General features: G+C 69.0%; 18 protein-coding genes. 7 read left to right on the top strand and 11 right to left on the bottom strand.

The genetic code is table 11. The annotated features are described in order from the left end of the window. From AC5RUH_RS15320 to AC5RUH_RS15330, 3 genes are all read right to left on the bottom strand, one after another. Positions 1–280: hypothetical protein (locus AC5RUH_RS15320; RefSeq protein ID WP_494129000.1), on the bottom strand; the 280-nt coding region annotated here is incomplete at its 3' end. A gap of 404 nt (positions 281–684) precedes the next feature. After that, on the bottom strand, positions 685–1,023 hold the full coding sequence (locus tag AC5RUH_RS15325; protein WP_494129001.1) for a P-II family nitrogen regulator: 339 nt from the start codon (positions 1,021–1,023) through the stop codon (positions 685–687). Beyond that, the gene (locus AC5RUH_RS15330; RefSeq protein ID WP_494129002.1) at positions 1,020–2,324 is read right to left on the bottom strand and encodes an ammonium transporter; all 1,305 of its coding nucleotides are present in this window, start codon (positions 2,322–2,324) and stop codon (positions 1,020–1,022) included. The genes AC5RUH_RS15325 and AC5RUH_RS15330 overlap by 4 nt, the downstream gene beginning before the upstream one ends. A gap of 258 nt (positions 2,325–2,582) precedes the next feature. Between AC5RUH_RS15330 and AC5RUH_RS15335 the strand changes: the two genes are divergently transcribed. After that, on the top strand, positions 2,583–3,848 hold the full coding sequence (locus AC5RUH_RS15335) for an MFS transporter (RefSeq protein WP_494129003.1): 1,266 nt from the start codon (positions 2,583–2,585) through the stop codon (positions 3,846–3,848). 91 nt (positions 3,849–3,939) lie between these two features. After that, on the top strand, positions 3,940–4,752 hold the full coding sequence (locus AC5RUH_RS15340; protein ID WP_494129004.1) for a hypothetical protein: 813 nt from the start codon (positions 3,940–3,942) through the stop codon (positions 4,750–4,752). A gap of 82 nt (positions 4,753–4,834) precedes the next feature. Here AC5RUH_RS15340 and ftsY read toward each other — a convergent pair whose 3' ends face one another. Further along, positions 4,835–6,043: a signal recognition particle-docking protein FtsY gene (gene ftsY, locus AC5RUH_RS15345; protein WP_494129012.1), complete on the bottom strand. Its 1,209-nt coding sequence runs from the start codon at positions 6,041–6,043 to the stop codon at positions 4,835–4,837. A 112-nt stretch (positions 6,044–6,155) separates the two neighbouring features. Here ftsY and AC5RUH_RS15350 point away from each other — a divergent pair, with 112 nt between their 5' ends. After that, positions 6,156–6,941: a glutamine amidotransferase gene (locus AC5RUH_RS15350; RefSeq protein ID WP_494012315.1), complete on the top strand. Its 786-nt coding sequence runs from the start codon at positions 6,156–6,158 to the stop codon at positions 6,939–6,941. Next, entirely contained in the window at positions 6,938–7,405 is a 468-nt protein-coding gene (locus tag AC5RUH_RS15355) for a GatB/YqeY domain-containing protein (protein WP_494022912.1), read from the top strand. Before AC5RUH_RS15350 ends, AC5RUH_RS15355 begins: the two co-directional genes overlap by 4 nt. Before the next feature lie 16 nt (positions 7,406–7,421). On the opposite strand, the gene AC5RUH_RS15360 is transcribed toward AC5RUH_RS15355, so the two are convergent. After that, entirely contained in the window at positions 7,422–7,922 is a 501-nt protein-coding gene (locus tag AC5RUH_RS15360) for an ASCH domain-containing protein (protein ID WP_494129005.1), read from the bottom strand. A gap of 66 nt (positions 7,923–7,988) precedes the next feature. After that, entirely contained in the window at positions 7,989–8,495 is a 507-nt protein-coding gene (locus tag AC5RUH_RS15365; RefSeq protein WP_494129006.1) for a flavin reductase family protein, read from the bottom strand. Between the two features lie 229 nt (positions 8,496–8,724). On the opposite strand from AC5RUH_RS15365, the gene AC5RUH_RS15370 reads away from it, so the two are divergent. Beyond that, positions 8,725–10,020 carry an ATP-grasp domain-containing protein gene (locus AC5RUH_RS15370; protein WP_494022911.1) on the top strand — a complete coding sequence of 432 codons (1,296 nt, stop codon included), beginning with the start codon at positions 8,725–8,727 and terminating at the stop codon, positions 10,018–10,020. Between the two features lie 214 nt (positions 10,021–10,234). Continuing rightward, complete coding sequence (locus AC5RUH_RS15375) at positions 10,235–12,271, top strand: CocE/NonD family hydrolase (RefSeq protein WP_494129007.1); 2,037 nt, start codon at positions 10,235–10,237, stop codon at positions 12,269–12,271. Positions 12,272–12,361: 90 nt separating this feature from the next. On the opposite strand, the gene surE is transcribed toward AC5RUH_RS15375, so the two are convergent. Then, positions 12,362–13,144, bottom strand: a complete 783-nt coding sequence (gene surE / locus AC5RUH_RS15380; protein WP_494129008.1) for a 5'/3'-nucleotidase SurE — start codon at positions 13,142–13,144, stop codon at positions 12,362–12,364. Next, positions 13,141–14,124, bottom strand: coding sequence for a PfkB family carbohydrate kinase (locus tag AC5RUH_RS15385; protein WP_493999984.1), 984 nt, complete (start codon positions 14,122–14,124; stop codon positions 13,141–13,143). Before AC5RUH_RS15385 ends, surE begins: the two co-directional genes overlap by 4 nt. A gap of 383 nt (positions 14,125–14,507) precedes the next feature. Between AC5RUH_RS15385 and AC5RUH_RS15390 the strand changes: the two genes are divergently transcribed. Next, positions 14,508–14,957 carry a hypothetical protein gene (locus AC5RUH_RS15390; protein ID WP_493999985.1) on the top strand — a complete coding sequence of 150 codons (450 nt, stop codon included), beginning with the start codon at positions 14,508–14,510 and terminating at the stop codon, positions 14,955–14,957. Between the two features lie 24 nt (positions 14,958–14,981). Here AC5RUH_RS15390 and AC5RUH_RS15395 read toward each other — a convergent pair whose 3' ends face one another. The 3 genes from AC5RUH_RS15395 to AC5RUH_RS15405 all read right to left on the bottom strand — a co-directional run. After that, positions 14,982–15,683 carry an esterase/lipase family protein gene (locus AC5RUH_RS15395; RefSeq protein WP_494129009.1) on the bottom strand — a complete coding sequence of 234 codons (702 nt, stop codon included), beginning with the start codon at positions 15,681–15,683 and terminating at the stop codon, positions 14,982–14,984. Then, positions 15,680–16,456, bottom strand: coding sequence for an alpha/beta fold hydrolase (locus AC5RUH_RS15400; protein WP_494129010.1), 777 nt, complete (start codon positions 16,454–16,456; stop codon positions 15,680–15,682). The genes AC5RUH_RS15395 and AC5RUH_RS15400 overlap by 4 nt, the downstream gene beginning before the upstream one ends. A gap of 17 nt (positions 16,457–16,473) precedes the next feature. Beyond that, the coding region (locus AC5RUH_RS15405; RefSeq protein WP_494129011.1) for an AAA family ATPase at positions 16,474–17,722 on the bottom strand (1,249 nt) is incomplete at its 5' end.

Here is a 17,722-nt window from a genome sequence, read left to right on the forward strand (position 1 = left end):
GGGACTGGGTCCAGGCCTCGTGTTTGCGCACCGCCTGGAGGTAGTCGAGGGTCGACCAGTCGTCCAGGGCCGCGGGGTCGGTGCCGGCGAGCAGGCCTGCCAGTTCCGCCGGTCCCAGCTCCTGCCAGTCGTCCGCCCACCCCCGCGGGACCGGTACCGGTTCGGCGGCACCATTGTCGGGCGCGGCACCGTCGTCGGGCCCGGCACCGTCGTCGGACGCGGCAGGGGAGCCGGAGGATTCCTCCGGCTCCTGTGCCTCGTCCAACGGTTCCGCTGCCATACTTCAACGCTACGCAGCCCACGCCCCGGGTAGAACGGGTCTTCGAGGAAAGTGCATAACCTGCCCCCGACACCTGCCTGTGTAGGACAACTCAGCCGGCGAATGGCTGAACGGGAAACCGTCATTCCCTGTGTAGGACAACTCAGCCAGCCAATGGCTGAACGGGGAACCGTCCTTCCCTGTGTAGGACAACTCAGCAGGCTAACGGCTAAACGCGAAGCCGACGGGTGCGTCTCGAGGGGAAACCAGCCCACCGTCATGCGACGAAACCGCGGCACCGCCGCGGTTTCCGGGCCGCCGCAGACACCGCGAGTGCACCCGCGCACAGGAAGACCCGGTTGCTCCGGACGCCGCAGGGGCGGCCGGAACAACCGGGCCAGGGAAATCTGCCAAAGGTTCCAGTCCTAGATGGCAGCCTCGCCGCGTTCGCCGGTTCTGACGCGGACCGCTTCCTGCACATCCACCAGCCAGACCTTGCCGTCGCCCGGGCGGCCGGTGTTGGCTGTGGCCACGAGGACGTCGACGATGTCGTCGGCCAAATCGTCCCCCACCAAGACCTCGACGCGGACCTTGGGCAGCAGGTCCACCGTGTACTCGGCGCCGCGGTAGACCTCCGTGTGGCCGCGCTGCCGCCCGTACCCGCTGGCCTCACTGACGGTCAGCCCTTGGACCCCGTAGCTTTCCAAGCTGTTGCGGACTGCCTCCAGCTTTTCCGGCCGGATGATTGCGGTGACCAGTTTCATGCGTTGACCTCTTCCTTGATCGTGCTGCGGGCGCTGGGGTCGGTTGCCGGGTGCGGGATGAATGTTCCGCCGGTGCCCAGGCCGCCGAATTCGTAGGCGGATTCGGCGTGCTGGGCGAGGTCCACGCCGGTGACCTCATCCTCTGCAGTCACCCGGAAGCCAAGGGTCTTGTGGATCGCCAAGCCGATGATCAGGGTCAGCACGCCAGAGAACACCATGGAGACCAGCGCCGCCACGGCCTGCGCCCCCAGTTGGGCGACGCCGCCGCCGTAGAAGAGACCACCGCCTGCACCCTGGACCGGCAGGGCGATGAAGCCCAGGGCCAGCGTTCCGACCAGGCCGGCAACCAGGTGGACGCCCACCACATCCAGCGAGTCGTCGTAGCCCAGCCTGTACTTCAGCCCCACCGCCAGCGCGGCCAGCACGCCCGCCACCAGGCCCAGACCCACCGCACCCAGGGGGGATACGTTGGCGCAGGCCGGGGTGATGGCCACCAGACCCGCGACCACACCCGAGGCCGCCCCGAGGGACGTGGGGCGGCCGTCGCGGAGGCGCTCGGTCACCAGCCAGCCCACGATGGCGGCTGCCGGGGCGGCCATGGTGTTGACCCAGATCAGCCCGGCTTCCTCCGCCGTGGCCGCCGCTCCCCCGTTGAATCCAAACCAGCCGAACCACAGCATCGCTGCGCCGATCATCACCAGCGGGATGTTGTGCGGGCGCTGTGCAGGGTCCTTGCCGAAGCCTCTGCGCTTGCCCAGAATCAGGGCCAGGACCAGGCCCGCTACACCGGCATTGATGTGCACCACCGTGCCGCCGGCGAAATCGATCGCCTCCCCGGCCCAGGCGCCGATGGCTCCCTCGGCCCCCAGCAAGCCGCCGCCCCAGACCATGAAGGCCAGCGGGCAGTAAACCAGCGTGACCCAGACCGGCACGAAGACCGCCCAGGCGCTGAATTTTGCCCGGTCGGCGATGGCGCCGGAGATGAGTGCCACGGTGATGATCGCGAACGTGGCACCGTACCCGGCGCTGATCAGGTCAGGGGTGCTAAGCAGCCCTTCCAGGCCGAACGCGGCGAACGGATTGCCGAAGAGCTGGGCCACGCCCTCGCCCCCGCTCATCGAGTAACCCCACAGCACCCAGACCACCGCCACCAGCGCGACGGCGGAAAAGCTCATCATCATCATGTTCAGGGCCGATTTGGCCCGCGTCATCCCGCCGTAGAAGAATGCCAGTCCCGGCGTCATGAGCAGCACCAAGGCCGCCGAAATCATTACCCAGACGTGACCTGCCGACAGATCCATGTTTCACGTCCCCTCGTTCGTTGGCGGGTAATTTCCCACCGATGAACCAAGACTGACGACGGCGTGTTTCGGCCAGCAGGATGCTTCATTGCGGCAGCGTTACAAGAAGCCCGCGCAGGTAAAACCGGTGCAACCGGCGTGTTTCGGCAGTGTTTCGCGCGGCACCGAGAGCGGCACAGAGTGGCATAGAGGACGACGGCGGTGCGCGGCCCGGCGTTGACACCGAGCCCACGCGCGGGTCGGGCTACGCTGGTTGGCATGCCTGTTTTCCGCCGCACGGCGCGCCAGTTCCGCCTGCCCGGCCACCAGCGACCGGGCAAGCCGGCACCCACTCCGATTCCGCGCGACATCAAGGTCCTCGTTGCCGCTGCGTTCGTCATCGCGCTGGGATACGGGCTGGTGGCGCCAGTCCTGCCTCAGTTCGCCGCGAGTTTTGACGTCGGTGTCGCGGCCGCCAGCATCATCGTCAGCGTGTTCGCCCTCGCCCGGCTGGTCTTCGCGCCCGCGGGCGGCGCCCTGGTGGGCCGCTGGGGTGAACGCCGGGTCTATCTCACCGGGCTGCTGATCGTCGCCGCTTCAACCGGCGCCTGCGCGCTGGCGCAGGACTACTGGCAGCTGCTCATCTTCCGGGGCCTGGGCGGCCTCGGCTCCACCATGTTCACGGTGTCGGCCATGGCGCTGATCCTGCGGCTGGCCCCGCCGGACGGCCGCGGCCGGGTTTCCAGCCTGTATGCCGGCACGTTCCTGATGGGCGGCATCCTCGGCCCGGTGGCCGGCGGCCTGCTGGCAGGATTCGGGCTGCGGATGCCGTTCGTGGTCTATGCCCTCGCGCTGCTCGTGGCGGCCGCCGTCGTCGCCGTCATGCTCAAGAAACCCGCCGCCCGCACGGCCAACGACGCTCCGGCTCCCGAGGCGATGGATCTGCGCGAGGCGCTCTCGGACCCGGGGTACCGGGCCGCCGTCGTGTCCGCCTTCGCCAACGGCTGGGCCACGTTCGGGGTACGCATGGCGCTGATTCCGCTCTTCGCCGCGGCCGTGCTGGGCGCTGGCCCGGAGACCGCCGGGCTGGCGTTGGCCGTCTTCGCGGTCGGCAACGCGCTGGCGCTGACGTTCTCCGGCCGCCTCTCGGACACCGCCGGGCGCCGCCCCCTGGTGGTCGCCGGGCTGACCGTGGCCGGGCTCGCGATCGCAGCCATCGGGTTTACCGAGTCAGTTCCGGTGTTCGTCGCAGCTTCGGTCATCGCCGGTTTCGGGTCCGGACTGCTCGGACCGGCGCAGCAGGCCGCCGTCGCGGACATCATCGGCAACGACCGCAGCGGCGGCAAGGTGCTGGCCGTCTTCCAGATGGGCACCGACGCGGGCGCGATCATCGGCCCGGTCTTGGCCGGAGCGCTCGCCGACCGGCTTAACTACGCCTGGGCCTTCGGGGTCACCGGCGCGATCATGCTGGCGGCGGCGCTCCTGTGGCTGCTCTTCGGCCGCGAGACGCTGGTGAAGCCCCAGGAGGAACCTGCGGCGGGCTGATCCCGGCAGCGAACAACCCTGGAAACAGCTGTTAGCCCCACCTGGGTTCCAGTGGTAGCCAGGCGCCGCGTTCGCCGCTAGTCTCTGATCCATGACCGTTGGGGGACGCGTTGTGGCGGCGGTGGCCGTCGTGTTTTGGGCCGTACTGCCCGGGTTCGGACTGACCGACTTGTCGACCATGTTCGTCGAAGATTCCTATTTCGCCGAGGTTGCGGCGCTGGAAACCAGCTGGGGCGTGCTCACCACCTTCGCCGTCGCACTGGCTTTCGGCTGGGCGGCGTTCCGGCCAAGGGACATTGTGCCGGTGCTCGCCCTGCTGTGGCTGACGACGGCGGCGCTCCTCTTGGGTGCCCTGCTCGGCGCGAGCCCCGGACCCGTGGTGATGGCCGCGGCACTCGGCATCATGTCCTGGGGCCTGTGGTGGTCGTCCCGGCGCGCCGGGACGCGCTTTCCGGCGCCGCGGATGGCGGTGGACTGGCCGCTGATGGTGCTGGCCGTGCTGGCCCTGCCGTTCTGGGCCGCCTACGCCTGGTACGCCCTCGGGGTCTCGCGTGCCGCGGGCTCGAAACCCGAGTACTGGACCATGGGCATAGACCACTGGCCGGTCCAAGGCGCCCTGGGCATTACGCTGGCCGCCGCCGGCCTGCTGCACGCGCTCTGGCCGCCCGCACGCGCATTGCTGCGCACCGTGCTGGCGTTCAGTGCCGTCTCGCTGGGCACCAGCTGGCTATTGGGGCCGGAAACAGGAGGCAGCGTCGACGTCACAGTGCTGGCCGTCGCGTCCCTTGTCTGGGGCCTGCTCATCGCGGTGCGTGTCGCGGGCCCGGAGTCGGCCGCCGGTGAAAAACCCGTCACGGCGGCCGGGGTGGTCAGCGACGGGCACACGACCGAAAGTGACGCATGACTGGCAGCGACGGGCACCGGCCGGACAGCGACCGGCGCCCGTCCGGCAGCAACGCCCGTTTGGCGGACCAGACCAGCTGGCGCTAGTTCAGCAGAGCGTCCACGAAGTCCTCGGTCTCGAACGGCGCCAGGTCGTCGGCGCCTTCGCCCAGGCCCACCAGTTTCACCGGCACGCCAAGGCTGCGCTGGATGGCGACGACGATGCCGCCCTTGGCGGTGCCGTCCAGCTTGGTCAGCACGATGCCGGTGATGTTGACGACGTCGGCGAACACCTTGGCCTGGTTCAGGCCGTTCTGGCCGGTGGTCGCGTCCAGCACCAGCAGCACCTCGTCCACCGTGGCCTGCTTCTCGATCACGCGCTTGACCTTGCCCAGTTCGTCCATCAGGCCCACCTTGTTCTGCAGGCGCCCGGCGGTATCCACCATGACCACATCGACTTCCTGCTCGATACCGGCCTTTACCGCCTCGAAGGCGACGGACGCGGGATCCGCGCCATCGACGTCGGACTTCACGGTGGGCACGCCCACGCGCGATCCCCAGGTGGCCAGCTGCTCGGCCGCGGCCGCACGGAAGGTATCCGCCGCACCGAGGATCACGTCCTTGTCCTCGGCCACCAGCACGCGGGCCAGCTTGCCCACCGTGGTGGTCTTGCCGACGCCGTTGACGCCCACCACCATCATCACCGCGGGGCGGTCGGCATGGCGCATCACGGCCAGCGATCGGTCCATGGACGGGTCCACAAGCTTGATCAGTTCCTCGCGCAGCATGGCCTTGACCTGCTCCGGGCTGCGGCTGCCCTCCACCTTCACGCGGTCCTTGAGCGCGTCCACGAGTTCCATCGTCGGCTCGGTGCCCAGGTCGGCCAGCAGGAGCGTCTCTTCGATTTCGTCCCAGACGTCGTCGTCGATCTTGTCGCTGGCGAGCAGCGCCAGGAGCCCCTTGCCCAGGGCGTTGTTGGACTTGACCAACCGGGCGCGCAGCCGGGACAGGCGGCCCTGCACCGGCGCCGGCGTCTCCACCGGGATGGTCTCCAGCGCGGCGGCGTCCTCCGGAATTTCGACGTCGGCCGGCGGCAGTTCCTCCTCGGTCGGTGCGCCGAGGGGCGGTGCGGGGGCCGTCTGTCCGCGGGGCGCTTCCAGGGTGCCGGTACCGCCCCCGGTCGGCGGCATGGCCGGGTCGTTCGCGTCCCGGGTGGTGGTGTATTTGCCGGGCGGGGTCCTGCGGCCCCGCAGCAGCAGCGTTGCCACCAAACCGATGACGACAATGGCGATAACTACGTAAATGATGATCATGGTTGCGTCCACGGTTCCTAGCCTAGCCGCTGACCGTTCCGCGTCACGGGTCGGGCGGCGCGGCCGGACATCCACGTTCCAAGGCCCGGCGCAGCGACTGTACGATCAACGCATGAAGCCGTTCCTGCTCCTGGCCACGCGCGCCGAAGACACCGCAGCCGATGAGGAGTACGCGGCCTTCGCCCGTTTTGGCGGCCTGGAACCGGGCCAGTTGCAGCGCGTGCGGCTGGAGGCCGGACCAATGCCGGCCATCGATCTGGACGATTACAGCGGAATCATCCTCGGCGGCAGCCCGTACACCTCCAGCGACGACGACGCGTTCAAGTCCGCCGCCCAGCTGCGCGTCGAGGCCGAGCTGGAGCAGCTGCTGGACACCGTCGTCGCCCACGATTTCCCGTTCCTGGGCGCCTGCTACGGCGTCGGCACCCTGGGCCGGTACGGCGGCGGCGTGGTGGACCGGCAGTACGGCGAGCCGATCGGCGAGGCGCAGATCGTGCTGACCGACGACGGCGCCGCCGATCCCCTGCTGGCCGGCCTGCCCCGCGAGTTCGGCGCCTTCGTGGGCCACAAGGAGGCATGCTCGGTGTTGCCCGCGGGCGCAGTGCGCCTGGCCGGGTCCGAGCACTGCCCCAACCAGATGTTCCGGCTGCAGGACAACCTCTACGCCACCCAGTTCCACGCCGAGTTGGACGTCGACGGCCTGCTGACCCGGATCTGGATCTACCGGGACGCCGGCTATTTCCCGCCGGACCAGGCCGATGCCGTCATGGGACGGGTGCGCGGACGCACCGTGACGATCCCGCAGCGGATACTTCGCAACTTCGTCACCCGCTACGCCACCGACCGACACAGCACCCACCGAACCCCACGAACCCCACCGGAACGAGGAACCGAATGAGTTTGAAAGAGCAACTGCAGGCCGACGTCGTCGCCCACATGAAGGCAGGGAACAAGACGGCCCTGACCACGGTGCGCAACGTTTTGGGCGAGATAGCAACCAAGGAAAAGTCCGGCAAGACGCCGGTGGAGCTGGACGATGCCCAGACCACCGCGCTGCTGCAGAAGGAAGCCGCCAAGCGCCGCGACACTGCCCGCATCTACGCGGAAGCCGGAGAGCCGGAGCGGGCCGCCGCGGAAATCGCGGAAGCCGAGGTCATCGAGGCGTACCTGCCCCAGCCGCTCACCGAGGCCGAGGTCGCGGAGATCGTGGACAGCACCATTGCCGGGCTCAAGGCGGACGGCGCGGAGCTGTCCATGCGGCAGATGGGAGCGGTGATGAAGCCGGTCACCGAGAAGGTGGCGGGCCGCTTCGACGGCAAGGCCGTCAGCGAGATGGTCCGCGGGCGGCTGGCGGGGCAGTAACCAAAGCGGTGAAAGGTCAGTGCGCCAACTCCGGCGGCCAGACGATCCGGAAGCGCTCGAACACGACTTCGTTGTCTCCGCGCCACTCGATCCCCTGCGCGGCACAGACCCGCTTCCAGTAGATCAAGTGCTGCTCCAGCCAGGTCGAGCGCTGCCGGTCGTCTTCGGCCTCATCCCAGGCGAACGCGTCGTCCACGCTGTCCGGCGGCCCCAGCCGAAGCTCGGTGGAGCGCAAAATGACCCGGGGCTTGCCCGAGCCGTCGCAGGCCACCCAGTGGTCCCCGATCCGCGGAAGCCGTTCCCCCTGCCGGTGGAATTCGGCCACCAGCGCGGCCGTGGCGCGCTTCGGGCCGGCGATGACCAGCCCCAGCAGCGCGTCCGCGAGCGCGGCACTGTCGCCGAAATGGTCGACGACGGCTTCCTCACCGGGGCCGATGGCTTCCGGCCGCGCGGCTGCGTACTCGCTCCACATCTGCAGGGCGGCATCACGGTCGGGGCTGGCGCACGGTGTAGTCACCGTCGAATCCTAGCGGGATGGCCGCCCCCGTAGGATCCTGGGCGGGTGGCTTGGCGCCGGAAATCCCTAGGCGGGGTGGCCGGCGTCGAAATCCTGGACGTCGCTGAACGACAAAAGGCCGGTGATGTCGCCGCCACGGGTCTCAAGCGGGGACAGCAGGAAACCGGTGTGGTCGCCGAGATCGACCTTCTTCACGACGCGCCCGACCATGACGCGCGCGGCGTCCGCCAGCAGCGGAACATCCTCCGGTCCGGGCAGCCAGTCGCAGTGCGCGAACTTGTCCAGGTCGTCGCCCGTCGCGGTGCCAAACAATTCTGCGAGCGCCCGCTGGCCGCGCCCGAGCACGTGCACCGCCAGCACGCCTGCCTCCAGCGCCACGGGATGGGTGCGGTTCTGCTGCGAGATGCACACCAGGAACAGGGCCGGCTTCAGGCTGCATTGCGTGGCGAAACCTACCAGGCAGCCGGACCGCTCGCCTCCGGCCCCCGCTGCCGTGACGATGTACATCGGATAGTCGAAGCCCCGCACGAAGTCGTCCATCAGCTGCCCGGTTGTTGCCTGTTTCTGCGCCATGCCCACATCATGCCGTACTGGACGCCGATGCCGCCCCCGGACGCCCTGGGGGGGGACGGCGGACGCGCCGGCCGGGAGGCCCCGTTGGCGGTGCTGCCGCCTTGACGGCCTATCCGGTGCATGGTTGTGTCGAAGTTGTCCCCCCAACCAATCAACCAGCGCGTCCCCATGACCTTTCGCCCCTCGCACCGGCCGATGAGGTTCATCACCAAGAACGGGAGGCACTAATTTGAAGAACGTATTTATCCTCGGACTGACCGATTTCCAAGCCGGCGAGTTGCAGACCGTCCGCGGCGCCGAGAACTACACCTTCCACAGCCTGCTCGACTACGACCGGCTGGTCCGCGAGAAGGACATCGACTTCACCGCCTTGCTGGACGCGGCGCGGCAGCAACTGCGCGAGTTTGACGGCAGTGTGGACGCCATCGTCTCCCACTGGGACTTCCCCACCAGCGTGATCGGGCCGATCCTGGCCAAGGAATACGGAATCGCCGCTCCCTCCCTGGAGAGCGTGCTCAAGTGCGAGCACAAGTACTGGAGCCGGCTGCAACAGCGGGAATCCATCCCCGAGTGTGTCCCGCAGTTCGCCTCCTTCGACCCGTTCGACGACGATGCGCTGCAGCAGATCGACATTCCGTTCCCCTTCTGGGTCAAGCCGGTGAAGGCGCACTCGTCCAACCTCGGGTTCCAGATCCGGAACGAGGAGGACTTCGACGAGGCCATCCGCGCGATCCGCGCGGAAATTGCGCAGGTCGGCGACGCCTTCAACGAGGTCCTGCAGATGGTGGACCTGCCGCCCGAACTGCAGGGCGCCGGCGGCAACACCTGCCTGGCCGAACAGTTCGTCACCGGCACCCAGGCCGCCCCCGAGGGAACCATGTTCCGCGGAAAATACAACGCCCACGGTGTGTTCGACATGCACAAGGACGCCGCCGGCACCAGCTTCGAGCGGCTGGACTACCCCGCCAACAGCGTCCCGGAGTCCGTCCAGCAGCGCATGATCGACCTGTCCGAGCGGTACCTGCGCCATGTGGGCTTCGACAATGGCTGCTTCAACGCCGAGTTCATGTGGGACGAGGCGGAGGACCAGCTCTGGCTCATCGAGGTCAACACCCGCATCTCCCAGTCCCACAGCGACTTGTTTGCGAAGGTGGACGGCGTCTCCAACCACGAGGTCGCCATCGACATCGCGTTGGGTGTCGAGCCGTCGATGCCGCACCGCAAGGGCGAATTTGCCGTCGCTTCCCAGTGCATGGTCTTCCACGACGAGGACGCCATCGTGACCCGCGTGCCGGACGAGCAGGACACGGCGCGGCTGGCAAAACAGATTCCGCACGCCAACTTCACGCCGCAGGTGAATGTGGGCGACCGGCTCTCCGAACTGCCCAACCAGGACAGCTACCGCTACGTCATCGGCATCCTGTACCTCGGCGCCGACGACCGGGAGCAGCTGGTGCAGCGCTACGACGCCGCGTTGGAAGCGCTGCCCTTCGAGCTCGAGCCCGTCCCGGCCGCCTCCCGGTAACCCCTGCCGACCCGGGCAGACTCCCGGTAATCCCACACGCCTCCGGGCCGCCGTCGCGCGGCCCGGAGCCGGGCGGTCGGAAGCCCCCCCGGTCGGGAGTCGCGCGGTCGGGTCTCCCCCGGGTCGCGCGGCCCATGCGGCGTGGCCCGCGAGGCCGCTCTGCAGGCGATCATCCGCCGCCGCAGCGGCGGCAGAAAGGAGCAATGAGCACCGCATGAATATCGTTGAAAGCTTTCCCCACGACGTTCGGGCAATCGAAAATGTCTTCATTCCCATGCGCGACGGCGCCCGGCTGGCCGCGCGGATCTGGATGCCGGCCGATGCCGAGGATCGGCCGGTGCCGGCCATCCTCGAGTACATCCCCTACCGCAAGCGGGACAACTCCCGCGGCCGCGACCAGCTGAACCACCCCTACATGGCCGGCCACGGCTATGTCAGCGTCCGGGTGGACATGCGGGGCAGCGGCGACTCCGACGGCGTGCTGGTGGACGAATACCGGCCGCAGGAACACGAAGACGCCGAAGACGTCATCGCCTGGCTGGCGGACCAGCCCTGGTGCGACGGCAACGTGGGCATGATGGGCATCTCCTGGGGCGGATTCAACAGCCTGCAGATGGCCGCCCGGCAGCCGCCGGCGCTGAAGGCGATCATCAGCGCCTCGGCCACCGACGACCTGTACGTGGACAACATGCACTACATGGGCGGCTGCCTGCTGGCGGACAACCTCTCCGAGGCCACCGTCATGTTCGCGTTTAACAGCCTGCCGCCGGACCCGGAAATCGTCGGCGAGAAGTGGCGCGAGATGTGGCACGAGCGGCTCTCCGGCAGCGGACTCTGGCTGGAGACCTGGCTGGAGCACCAGACCCGCGGCGACTATTGGAAGCCGGCGTCGGTCTGCGAAGACTATTCGCAGATCAAGATCCCGGTCATGGCGGTCGGCGGCTGGGCCGACGGCTACACCAACGCCATCTTCCGGCTGATGGAGAACCTGGAGGTACCGCGCAAGGGACTGATCGGACCGTGGGGGCACAAGTACCCGCATCTGGGCGTGCCCGGCCCGGCCATCGGGTTCCTGCAGGAAACGGTGCGCTGGTGGGACCACTGGCTGAAGGGCAAGGACACCGGCCTGATGGAGGAACCGATGGTCCGGGCCTGGATGCAGGACGCGGTCTCCCCCGAACCGTCCTATGAGGACAGGCCCGGCCACTGGGTCGCCGAACCGTCCTGGCCGTCGCCGAACATCGAGAACCAGCGGTGGCAGCTGGGCCGCTACGGGCTGTTCCCGGAGGGCTCGCCGGTGGAGCCCGGCGGCAGCGTCGACCTGCTTTCGCCGCTGAGCGTCGGCATGTTCGCCGGCAAGTGGGCGTCCTACGCGGCGCTGCCGGACCTGCCGTCCGACCAGCGCGAGGAGGACGGCGGCGCGCTCGTCTACGAGACCGACCCGCTGGAGGGCGACGTGGAGGTCTTCGGCCGCCCCGTCGCCGCCTTCGAGGTTGCCGCGGACAAGCCGGTCGCCCAGCTGGTGGTCCGGCTCTCCGACGTCGCACCGAACGGCGAGGCAACGCGGGTCACCTACGGCCTGCTCAACCTGACGCACCGCGACGGCAGCGAGCATCCGGAGCCGCTGGAACCCGGCGAGCGCTACCGGGTCGAGATACCGCTCAACGGCCTGGCCCAGTCGTTCCCGGCCGGGCACCGTCTGCGGCTCTCGGTGTCGACGTCGTACTGGCCGCTGGTCTGGCCGTCGCCGGAACCAGCGACGGTCACCGTCTTCGCCGGCGGCACCCTCGACCTGCCGGTGCGCAAGCCGAGGGCGGACGACGGCGAGCTGCGTCCCTTCGCGGAGCCGGAGACCGCCCCGGAACTGGAGACCACGCTGCTGAACCCCGGCAACCACCACTGGCGCACGATCCGCGACCTGGAGGCCGGCACGTCGACGGTGGAGATCATCAACGACCAGGGCCGGTTCCGGATCGACGAAACGGGCACCGACATCCGGCGCGTCACCAATGAGTGGTACAGCTCCCGCGGAAACGACGTGAACTCCGTCCGCGGCGAAACCCAGACGGTGCGCCGCTACGAGCGCGGCGATTGGCGGATCGAAGTGCAGACCAGGACGGTGCTGACGTCGACGCCGACCGACTTCGTGGTGAACGCGCAGCTGGATGCGTACGAGCTGGACGAGGTACGCGGCAACCCCCGCGTCTACTCGCAGAACTGGCAGCGCAGCATCCCCCGGCAGCTCGTCTGACCAGGGGCCGGACATGCAGCCGGCGGCGCACTAAGAAAAGGGAGGCCAGGATCCATCCGGACCCTGGCCTCCCTCATGGGGTTTTCGCGATTACCACTGAACCCTGGCCATGGTGGCCGACAGCTCCGGGATCTTGCTCTCGGTGACCGGCTGGATTCCGGTGACCGTGGCGAAGCCGGCGGCCAGCAGCGCGAAGTCGCTCTCCGGCGGGGCTTCCTCCTGGCTGTCCGCGATGGCCAGGCGCAGGTCCTCGTCGCCGCGTTCGGCCAGCGTGGTCTGCACGATGCCGAATTCGGCCAGCGTCGCGGACCGGTATTCGGGCAGCCGGGTGCCGTCCACGTTGGGCACGTTGAGGTTCAGCACGGTTCCGGTCTGCTGGTCCATCAGGTACGGCAGCAGCCCGGTCGCCAGCCGCGCCGCGGTGTCCCAGTTCAGCTGTTCCGGCTCCAGCCCGGTGTCCAGCGACACGGCCATCCCGCGGCCGCCGTTCACGCCCGCGGTCAGCGCGGCGCCGACCGTGCCGGAGTGCAGGATCACCCGGCCCACGTTCGCGCCGCGGTTCACCCCGGAGAGCACCACGTCCGGGCCGTCCCCGAAGGCACCGTGCGGCGCGATCATGGCAATGAAGCCCGGCGTGCCGTGCACGGCAAACGCCGGCACGGACTCCAGGCCCTTCAACGTGCGCCGCTCGATCCGGATGCGGCCCTCGTCCTCCCGGGCCGTAATGGACGCGCTGCTGCCGCTGGCTTCCGCAACCGGCGCCGCGATCGTCACGTTCAGGCCGGCCTCCAGGACTCCTGCTGCCAGGGCGTGCAGGCCCGGGGAGTCGATGCCGTCGTCGTTGGTGATCAGGACCATCTTCGGCTTGGTCATTGTTCTTGAACCTTCCGCGCCAACTCGTCGGGGCTGATTTGCCGTCCTGCTGCCTTCCCGCCGCCGTCGTAGGGCGAGACCGTCACCAGCTTGGTCAGGTTCCGAATGGCGCCCTCTTCGCCGGTGCCCAGGCCGTGGCGGGTCACGTTCAGCGCGCCGGCGGCCGTGCCCAGCACCACCGCCTCGTGGATGGTGCCGCCGTCGGCCAGGGTCGCGGCGACCCCGGCGGTCAGCGAGTCTCCCGCCCCGTGGGTGTCCACGCTCTGCATCTCGGGGACCCGGATCTCGCTCAGGGCGCCGTCGTGCAGCATCAGGGACGGAAGGTGGGCGCGGGTGACAATCACCGTGCCGGCCCCCTCGTCGTGCATGCCGCGCATCGCCTCAATGATCGCCTCGGGTTCGTCCGAGGCGGCCCGCCCGCTCTCGGTCAGTTCGTCGTCGGCGATTTTAGCCACGCTTACGCCTCCGGCGAGCGCGGCGGTGAGCCGGTCGCCGGTGAGGTCGGTGATCACCCGGCAGCCGGCGGTGCGCAGGTCGGCGGCAAGCCTCCGGTAGACGTCGTGCGGTACGGCGTCTTCGCGGACCGCGCCGCTGAGGATCGCCGTGCCCGCCTCGATCCCGGCCTGCAGGGTCAGGCCGTAAAGTTCGTCGAGCTCATGCCGCGTCAGTTTTTCCCCGGGGCTCTCGGCGATGACCTCCCGGTCGCCGCCGCGCCGGTCATGGACGTACGCCGCGCTGCTGCCCTCGCCCTTTACCGGGAGGACCTTGACCCCCTCGTCGGCGATCAGATGCCGGATCACGCCGCCGGCTTCGCCCGAGAACGCCGCGCACATCGTGACGGACGCGCCGAGTGCGGTCAGCATCCGCGCCTGCCAGACGCCCTGGCCACCGGCGTGCAGGTGGATATCGGCGGTGCCCTCGACGTCCTCCACCGTCACGGTGAGCACGGGCGAGGGAGCGAAAATAACTACGGAGCCCATCGCGTGCCTCCCTCGAACGATCCAGCCATGTTGCCTCCTTTTTTGTTGCCCCGGGGCAGCCGTCACGGCTGGGCGGCTGCCCGCTCACATCGGTAGCCGACCACACTCCCAGCCTCCTGGCCCCGGGCGTGCGCACCTGCGCTTCGCCCGGCCGTTTGCCTGCAGCCCGGGAGGGGTCGATTCTGGTTTCGACACTAACGCCCAACCGGGGCACGGACAATGGGCGCTCGGGCGGTAGCGGTCCGCCCGTGGTTCCCGTTAGGGTGGCTCGGAGCCGGTCCCCGCGGCAATCTTCCGGCACCGGATAAGTCCCGGCACACCGGAGCACCGGTGTGCACGGACAGATGGCCCGGGGAGCCGACGGGCTGAAAGGAAGAGAAGAAGTGCCTGCCTCCACTCCCGCAGCATGCAAAGCCCGCGTTGCCGCCGTCGCGTTGCTCACACTGCTGGGCCTGGGACTGGCCGGCTGCAGCGCGCCGGACTATGAGGGGCCTTACGACCGCGGCTTCGTCAACACGCTGGACTCGCTCGAGGGAAAGTCGGTCACTGTGACCGGGGCGGTGGAAGAAGTGGTCGCGCCCGAAGCCTTCACCATCGCAGACCCGGCGGACCCCGCCGTTGAACCGCTGCTGATCATTTACGACACCGACCTCGACGACCTGTCGCCGGGAGAGCCAATTCGAATCACCGGGATCCTCCATACGGTCCTCAATCTTCCGTATCTGGACGACGAAACCGGCACCGGCCCGGACGACGCGGTTCTTGCCCCATGGGATCGGAAGCCGTATATCAAGGCTTCCGTCGTCACCGCTCCGCCCTCCGCTGGCGACTAGGCGCCGCAGCTTGCATCGGGCCGGTCATTCCGGCGTCGCGCCGTCCAACACCCGGTCGATGATCTCCCGGACGCGGTCCTCGGCAATGATCGTGAAGTGCCCGCTGGTCTCGAGCCGGATGTTGGTTGCGCCCTCGAGCCGGCAGCCGCCGGGAATGTGCGGGTCGAAGGCGCTGTAGACGGACACGATCCGGTGGTTGACAGCCAGGTTGGCCAGCAGTCGCCGCAGGACGCGGTTGTTCGGCGCGAACGCCCGGACCATCGGCGTCACCGCGAAGGACGCGTAGCGGGAGCCGGAAAACGGCGTTCCGATCGCCACCATGCGCTTCACCCGCGCCCCGGACTCCGCGCCCGTCATCACGTATTTGCCGATCAGTCCGCCCTTGCTGTGCGCGATGATGGTCACGTTGTCCAGGTCCTGGCCGCGCAGGTAGTCGGCGACCAGCCCGGCCATCCGCTCGACGCTGCCCACGTTGAAGCCCAGCGGCTCGATCACGTGCACCGGATGCCCGCGCCCGTGGACGTGCTCGATCAGCGGGCGCATGAACTTCCAGGACTCGTAGATGCCCGGAAGTACGACGACGGGGTCCGCCGCGCGGGTTCCGGCCTCCCGGTACCGCGCCGGGCCGGTCCGGTCGAAGAGTCCGCGGACCTGCCGGCGGCCGATGTAGGCGTAGTCCAGCAGCCAGGCCCGGCCCAGCCGCAGTCGAGGGAGCAGACGGTTCATTGCCGGTCTATGACGGCAGCATCGTCGAAGCCGGCCGTGGCCAGGCACAGGCGGGCCACCGGGCCGGGCGAACGGAACATCATCACGTGCGCCTCGCCCGGGATGCTGTCCACGATCGTGCCCGGGCAGGCAGCGGCCAGTTCGCGGCACCAGTCCAGCGGCACGATCGGGTCCCGGTCGCCGCGGACGATGCGCACCGGCACCTGCACCCCGGCGATCCGCTGCTCCAGCTTTTGGTCGAGCATGGCCGGCAGTGTCTTCAGGAACCAGCGCGGCCCGCAACGAAGGTAGTCGGTGGCCTCGATCATGTCCACGGTCAGCGGTTCCCGGAACCCGTCCTGAAGCAGCCGGAGGCCGTGCTGCCAGGCCGTGCGCTCGCGGCGGTTCGCCGTCGGCGCCAGCAGCACCAGCGCGGCGGCGGTGTCCGGGTGGTGCAGCGCCATTTCGACGACGATCTGGCAGCCCATTGAGTGGCCCACCAGGACGGCGGGGCCGATGTCCAGCCGGTCCATGGCCGCCTCGACCAGCCCGGCGAAGTCCACCAGCGAAAGTGCCCGGTCGGGTTTGGCGGTTCCGCCGTGGCCGGGAAGATCGACCAGATGTACCGTTCCGTGCCGGGTCAGTTCAGCCGCGAGGGGTTCGAAGTAACGTCCGGAGACGCCGATGCCGTGTACCAGCACGAAGTCCGTGGGCCCGGAGCCGACGGTCCGGATACGGACCTCGCATCCGTCGATGGTCAGCAACTGGGCTGTCTCGCCCGGTATTCCCGCCAATTCGCCTGCCTTTCTGCTCAGTCGACCAGGGCCTTTGCATGTTCCAGCCGCTGCGAGATGACGGTGGTGACGCCGTCGCCGCGCATCGTTACACCGTACAGCGCGTCGGCCACTTCCATGGTGCGCTTCTGGTGGGTGATGACGATCAGCTGGCTGGATTCGCGCAGCTCCTCGAAAATGGTGATCAGCCGGCCCAGGTTGGTGTCGTCCAGCGCCGCTTCCACCTCGTCCATCACATAGAACGGGGACGGCCGGGCCTTGAAGATCGCCACCAGCAGGGCCACCGCGGTCAGCGAGCGCTCGCCGCCGGAGAGCAGGGACAGGCGCTTGATTTTCTTGCCGGCGGGCCGGGCTTCCACGTCGATGCCCGTGGTGAGCATGTCCTCCGGGTCAGTCAGCACCAGCCGGCCCTCGCCGCCCGGGAAAAGCCGGCCGAACACGCGCTCGAACTGCACGGCGGTGTCGCGGTAGGCCTCGGTGAAGACCTGTTCCACCCGCTCGTCGACTTCCTTGATGATCTCCAGCAGGTCCTTGCGCGTGGCCTTGAGGTCCTCCAGCTGGGTGCTCAGGAACTGGTGGCGTTCCTCCAGCGCCGCGAACTCCTCGAGCGCCAGCGGGTTGACCTTGCCCAGCGCGGCCAGGTCGCGCTCCGCTTTCTTGAGCCGCTTCTGCTGCTCCTCGCGTACGAACGGGACACCCTCGGCGACGGCGTTGCCGTCCTCGTCCACCGGCGCCCGCAGGGCGGCCCACTTGTCGTTCGACGCCGCGGTGGCGACCGGCACCGGCTGGTCCGGCCCGTATTCGGCGATCAGGTGGTCGGGGGTCAGGCCCAGCTCCTCGATGGACCGGGTCTGCAGGGCCTCGATCTTCAGCCGCTGCTGGGCCCGTGCCAGCTCGTCGCGGTGCACCGTGTCCGTCAGTTCGCGCAGTTCGGCGGCGAGCGCGTCGGTCGACGAGCGGACCGTGGACAGCTCCGCCTCCCACGCCGCGCGCACCTCTTCGGCCTCGTCCCGTTCCCGCTCGGCGAGGTCCACCGAGACGTCCAGCCAGGCCAGTGCCTCCCGGGCGCCCTGTGCGACGGCGGCGGCCTTGGCGGCCTGGAGCCGGCGCTTGCGGGCGCGCTCGGCGGCCTGCGCCCGGGCGTGCCGTTCGGTGGCGGCGGCCCGTTCCAGCGAGGCCGCCCGGTTGCCGATGGCCGTCAGCTGTTCCTCGCCCGAGCGCAGCGCCAGCCGCGCCTCCATTTCGACCTGGCGTGCCCGGGCGGCC

This window comes from Arthrobacter sp. Y3223166 (assembly GCF_059090935.1).

What these genes read in the sequence shown, in the direction of transcription:
- AC5RUH_RS15330 (WP_494129002.1), bottom strand. Translation starts at nt 2,324, where the DNA reads ATGGATCTGTCGGCAGGTCACGTCTGGGTAATGATTTCGGCGGCCTTG.
- AC5RUH_RS15395 (WP_494129009.1), bottom strand. Translation starts at nt 15,683, where the DNA reads ATGAACCGTCTGCTCCCTCGACTGCGGCTGGGCCGGGCCTGGCTGCTG.
- AC5RUH_RS15365 (WP_494129006.1), bottom strand. Translation starts at nt 8,495, where the DNA reads ATGGCGCAGAAACAGGCAACAACCGGGCAGCTGATGGACGACTTCGTG.
- AC5RUH_RS15375 (WP_494129007.1), top strand. Translation starts at nt 10,235, where the DNA reads ATGAATATCGTTGAAAGCTTTCCCCACGACGTTCGGGCAATCGAAAAT.
- AC5RUH_RS15350 (WP_494012315.1), top strand. Translation starts at nt 6,156, where the DNA reads ATGAAGCCGTTCCTGCTCCTGGCCACGCGCGCCGAAGACACCGCAGCC.
- ftsY (WP_494129012.1), bottom strand. Translation starts at nt 6,043, where the DNA reads ATGATCATCATTTACGTAGTTATCGCCATTGTCGTCATCGGTTTGGTG.
- surE (WP_494129008.1), bottom strand. Translation starts at nt 13,144, where the DNA reads ATGACCAAGCCGAAGATGGTCCTGATCACCAACGACGACGGCATCGAC.
- AC5RUH_RS15335 (WP_494129003.1), top strand. Translation starts at nt 2,583, where the DNA reads ATGCCTGTTTTCCGCCGCACGGCGCGCCAGTTCCGCCTGCCCGGCCAC.
- AC5RUH_RS15340 (WP_494129004.1), top strand. Translation starts at nt 3,940, where the DNA reads ATGACCGTTGGGGGACGCGTTGTGGCGGCGGTGGCCGTCGTGTTTTGG.
- AC5RUH_RS15385 (WP_493999984.1), bottom strand. Translation starts at nt 14,124, where the DNA reads ATGGGCTCCGTAGTTATTTTCGCTCCCTCGCCCGTGCTCACCGTGACG.
- AC5RUH_RS15355 (WP_494022912.1), top strand. Translation starts at nt 6,938, where the DNA reads ATGAGTTTGAAAGAGCAACTGCAGGCCGACGTCGTCGCCCACATGAAG.
- AC5RUH_RS15325 (WP_494129001.1), bottom strand. Translation starts at nt 1,023, where the DNA reads ATGAAACTGGTCACCGCAATCATCCGGCCGGAAAAGCTGGAGGCAGTC.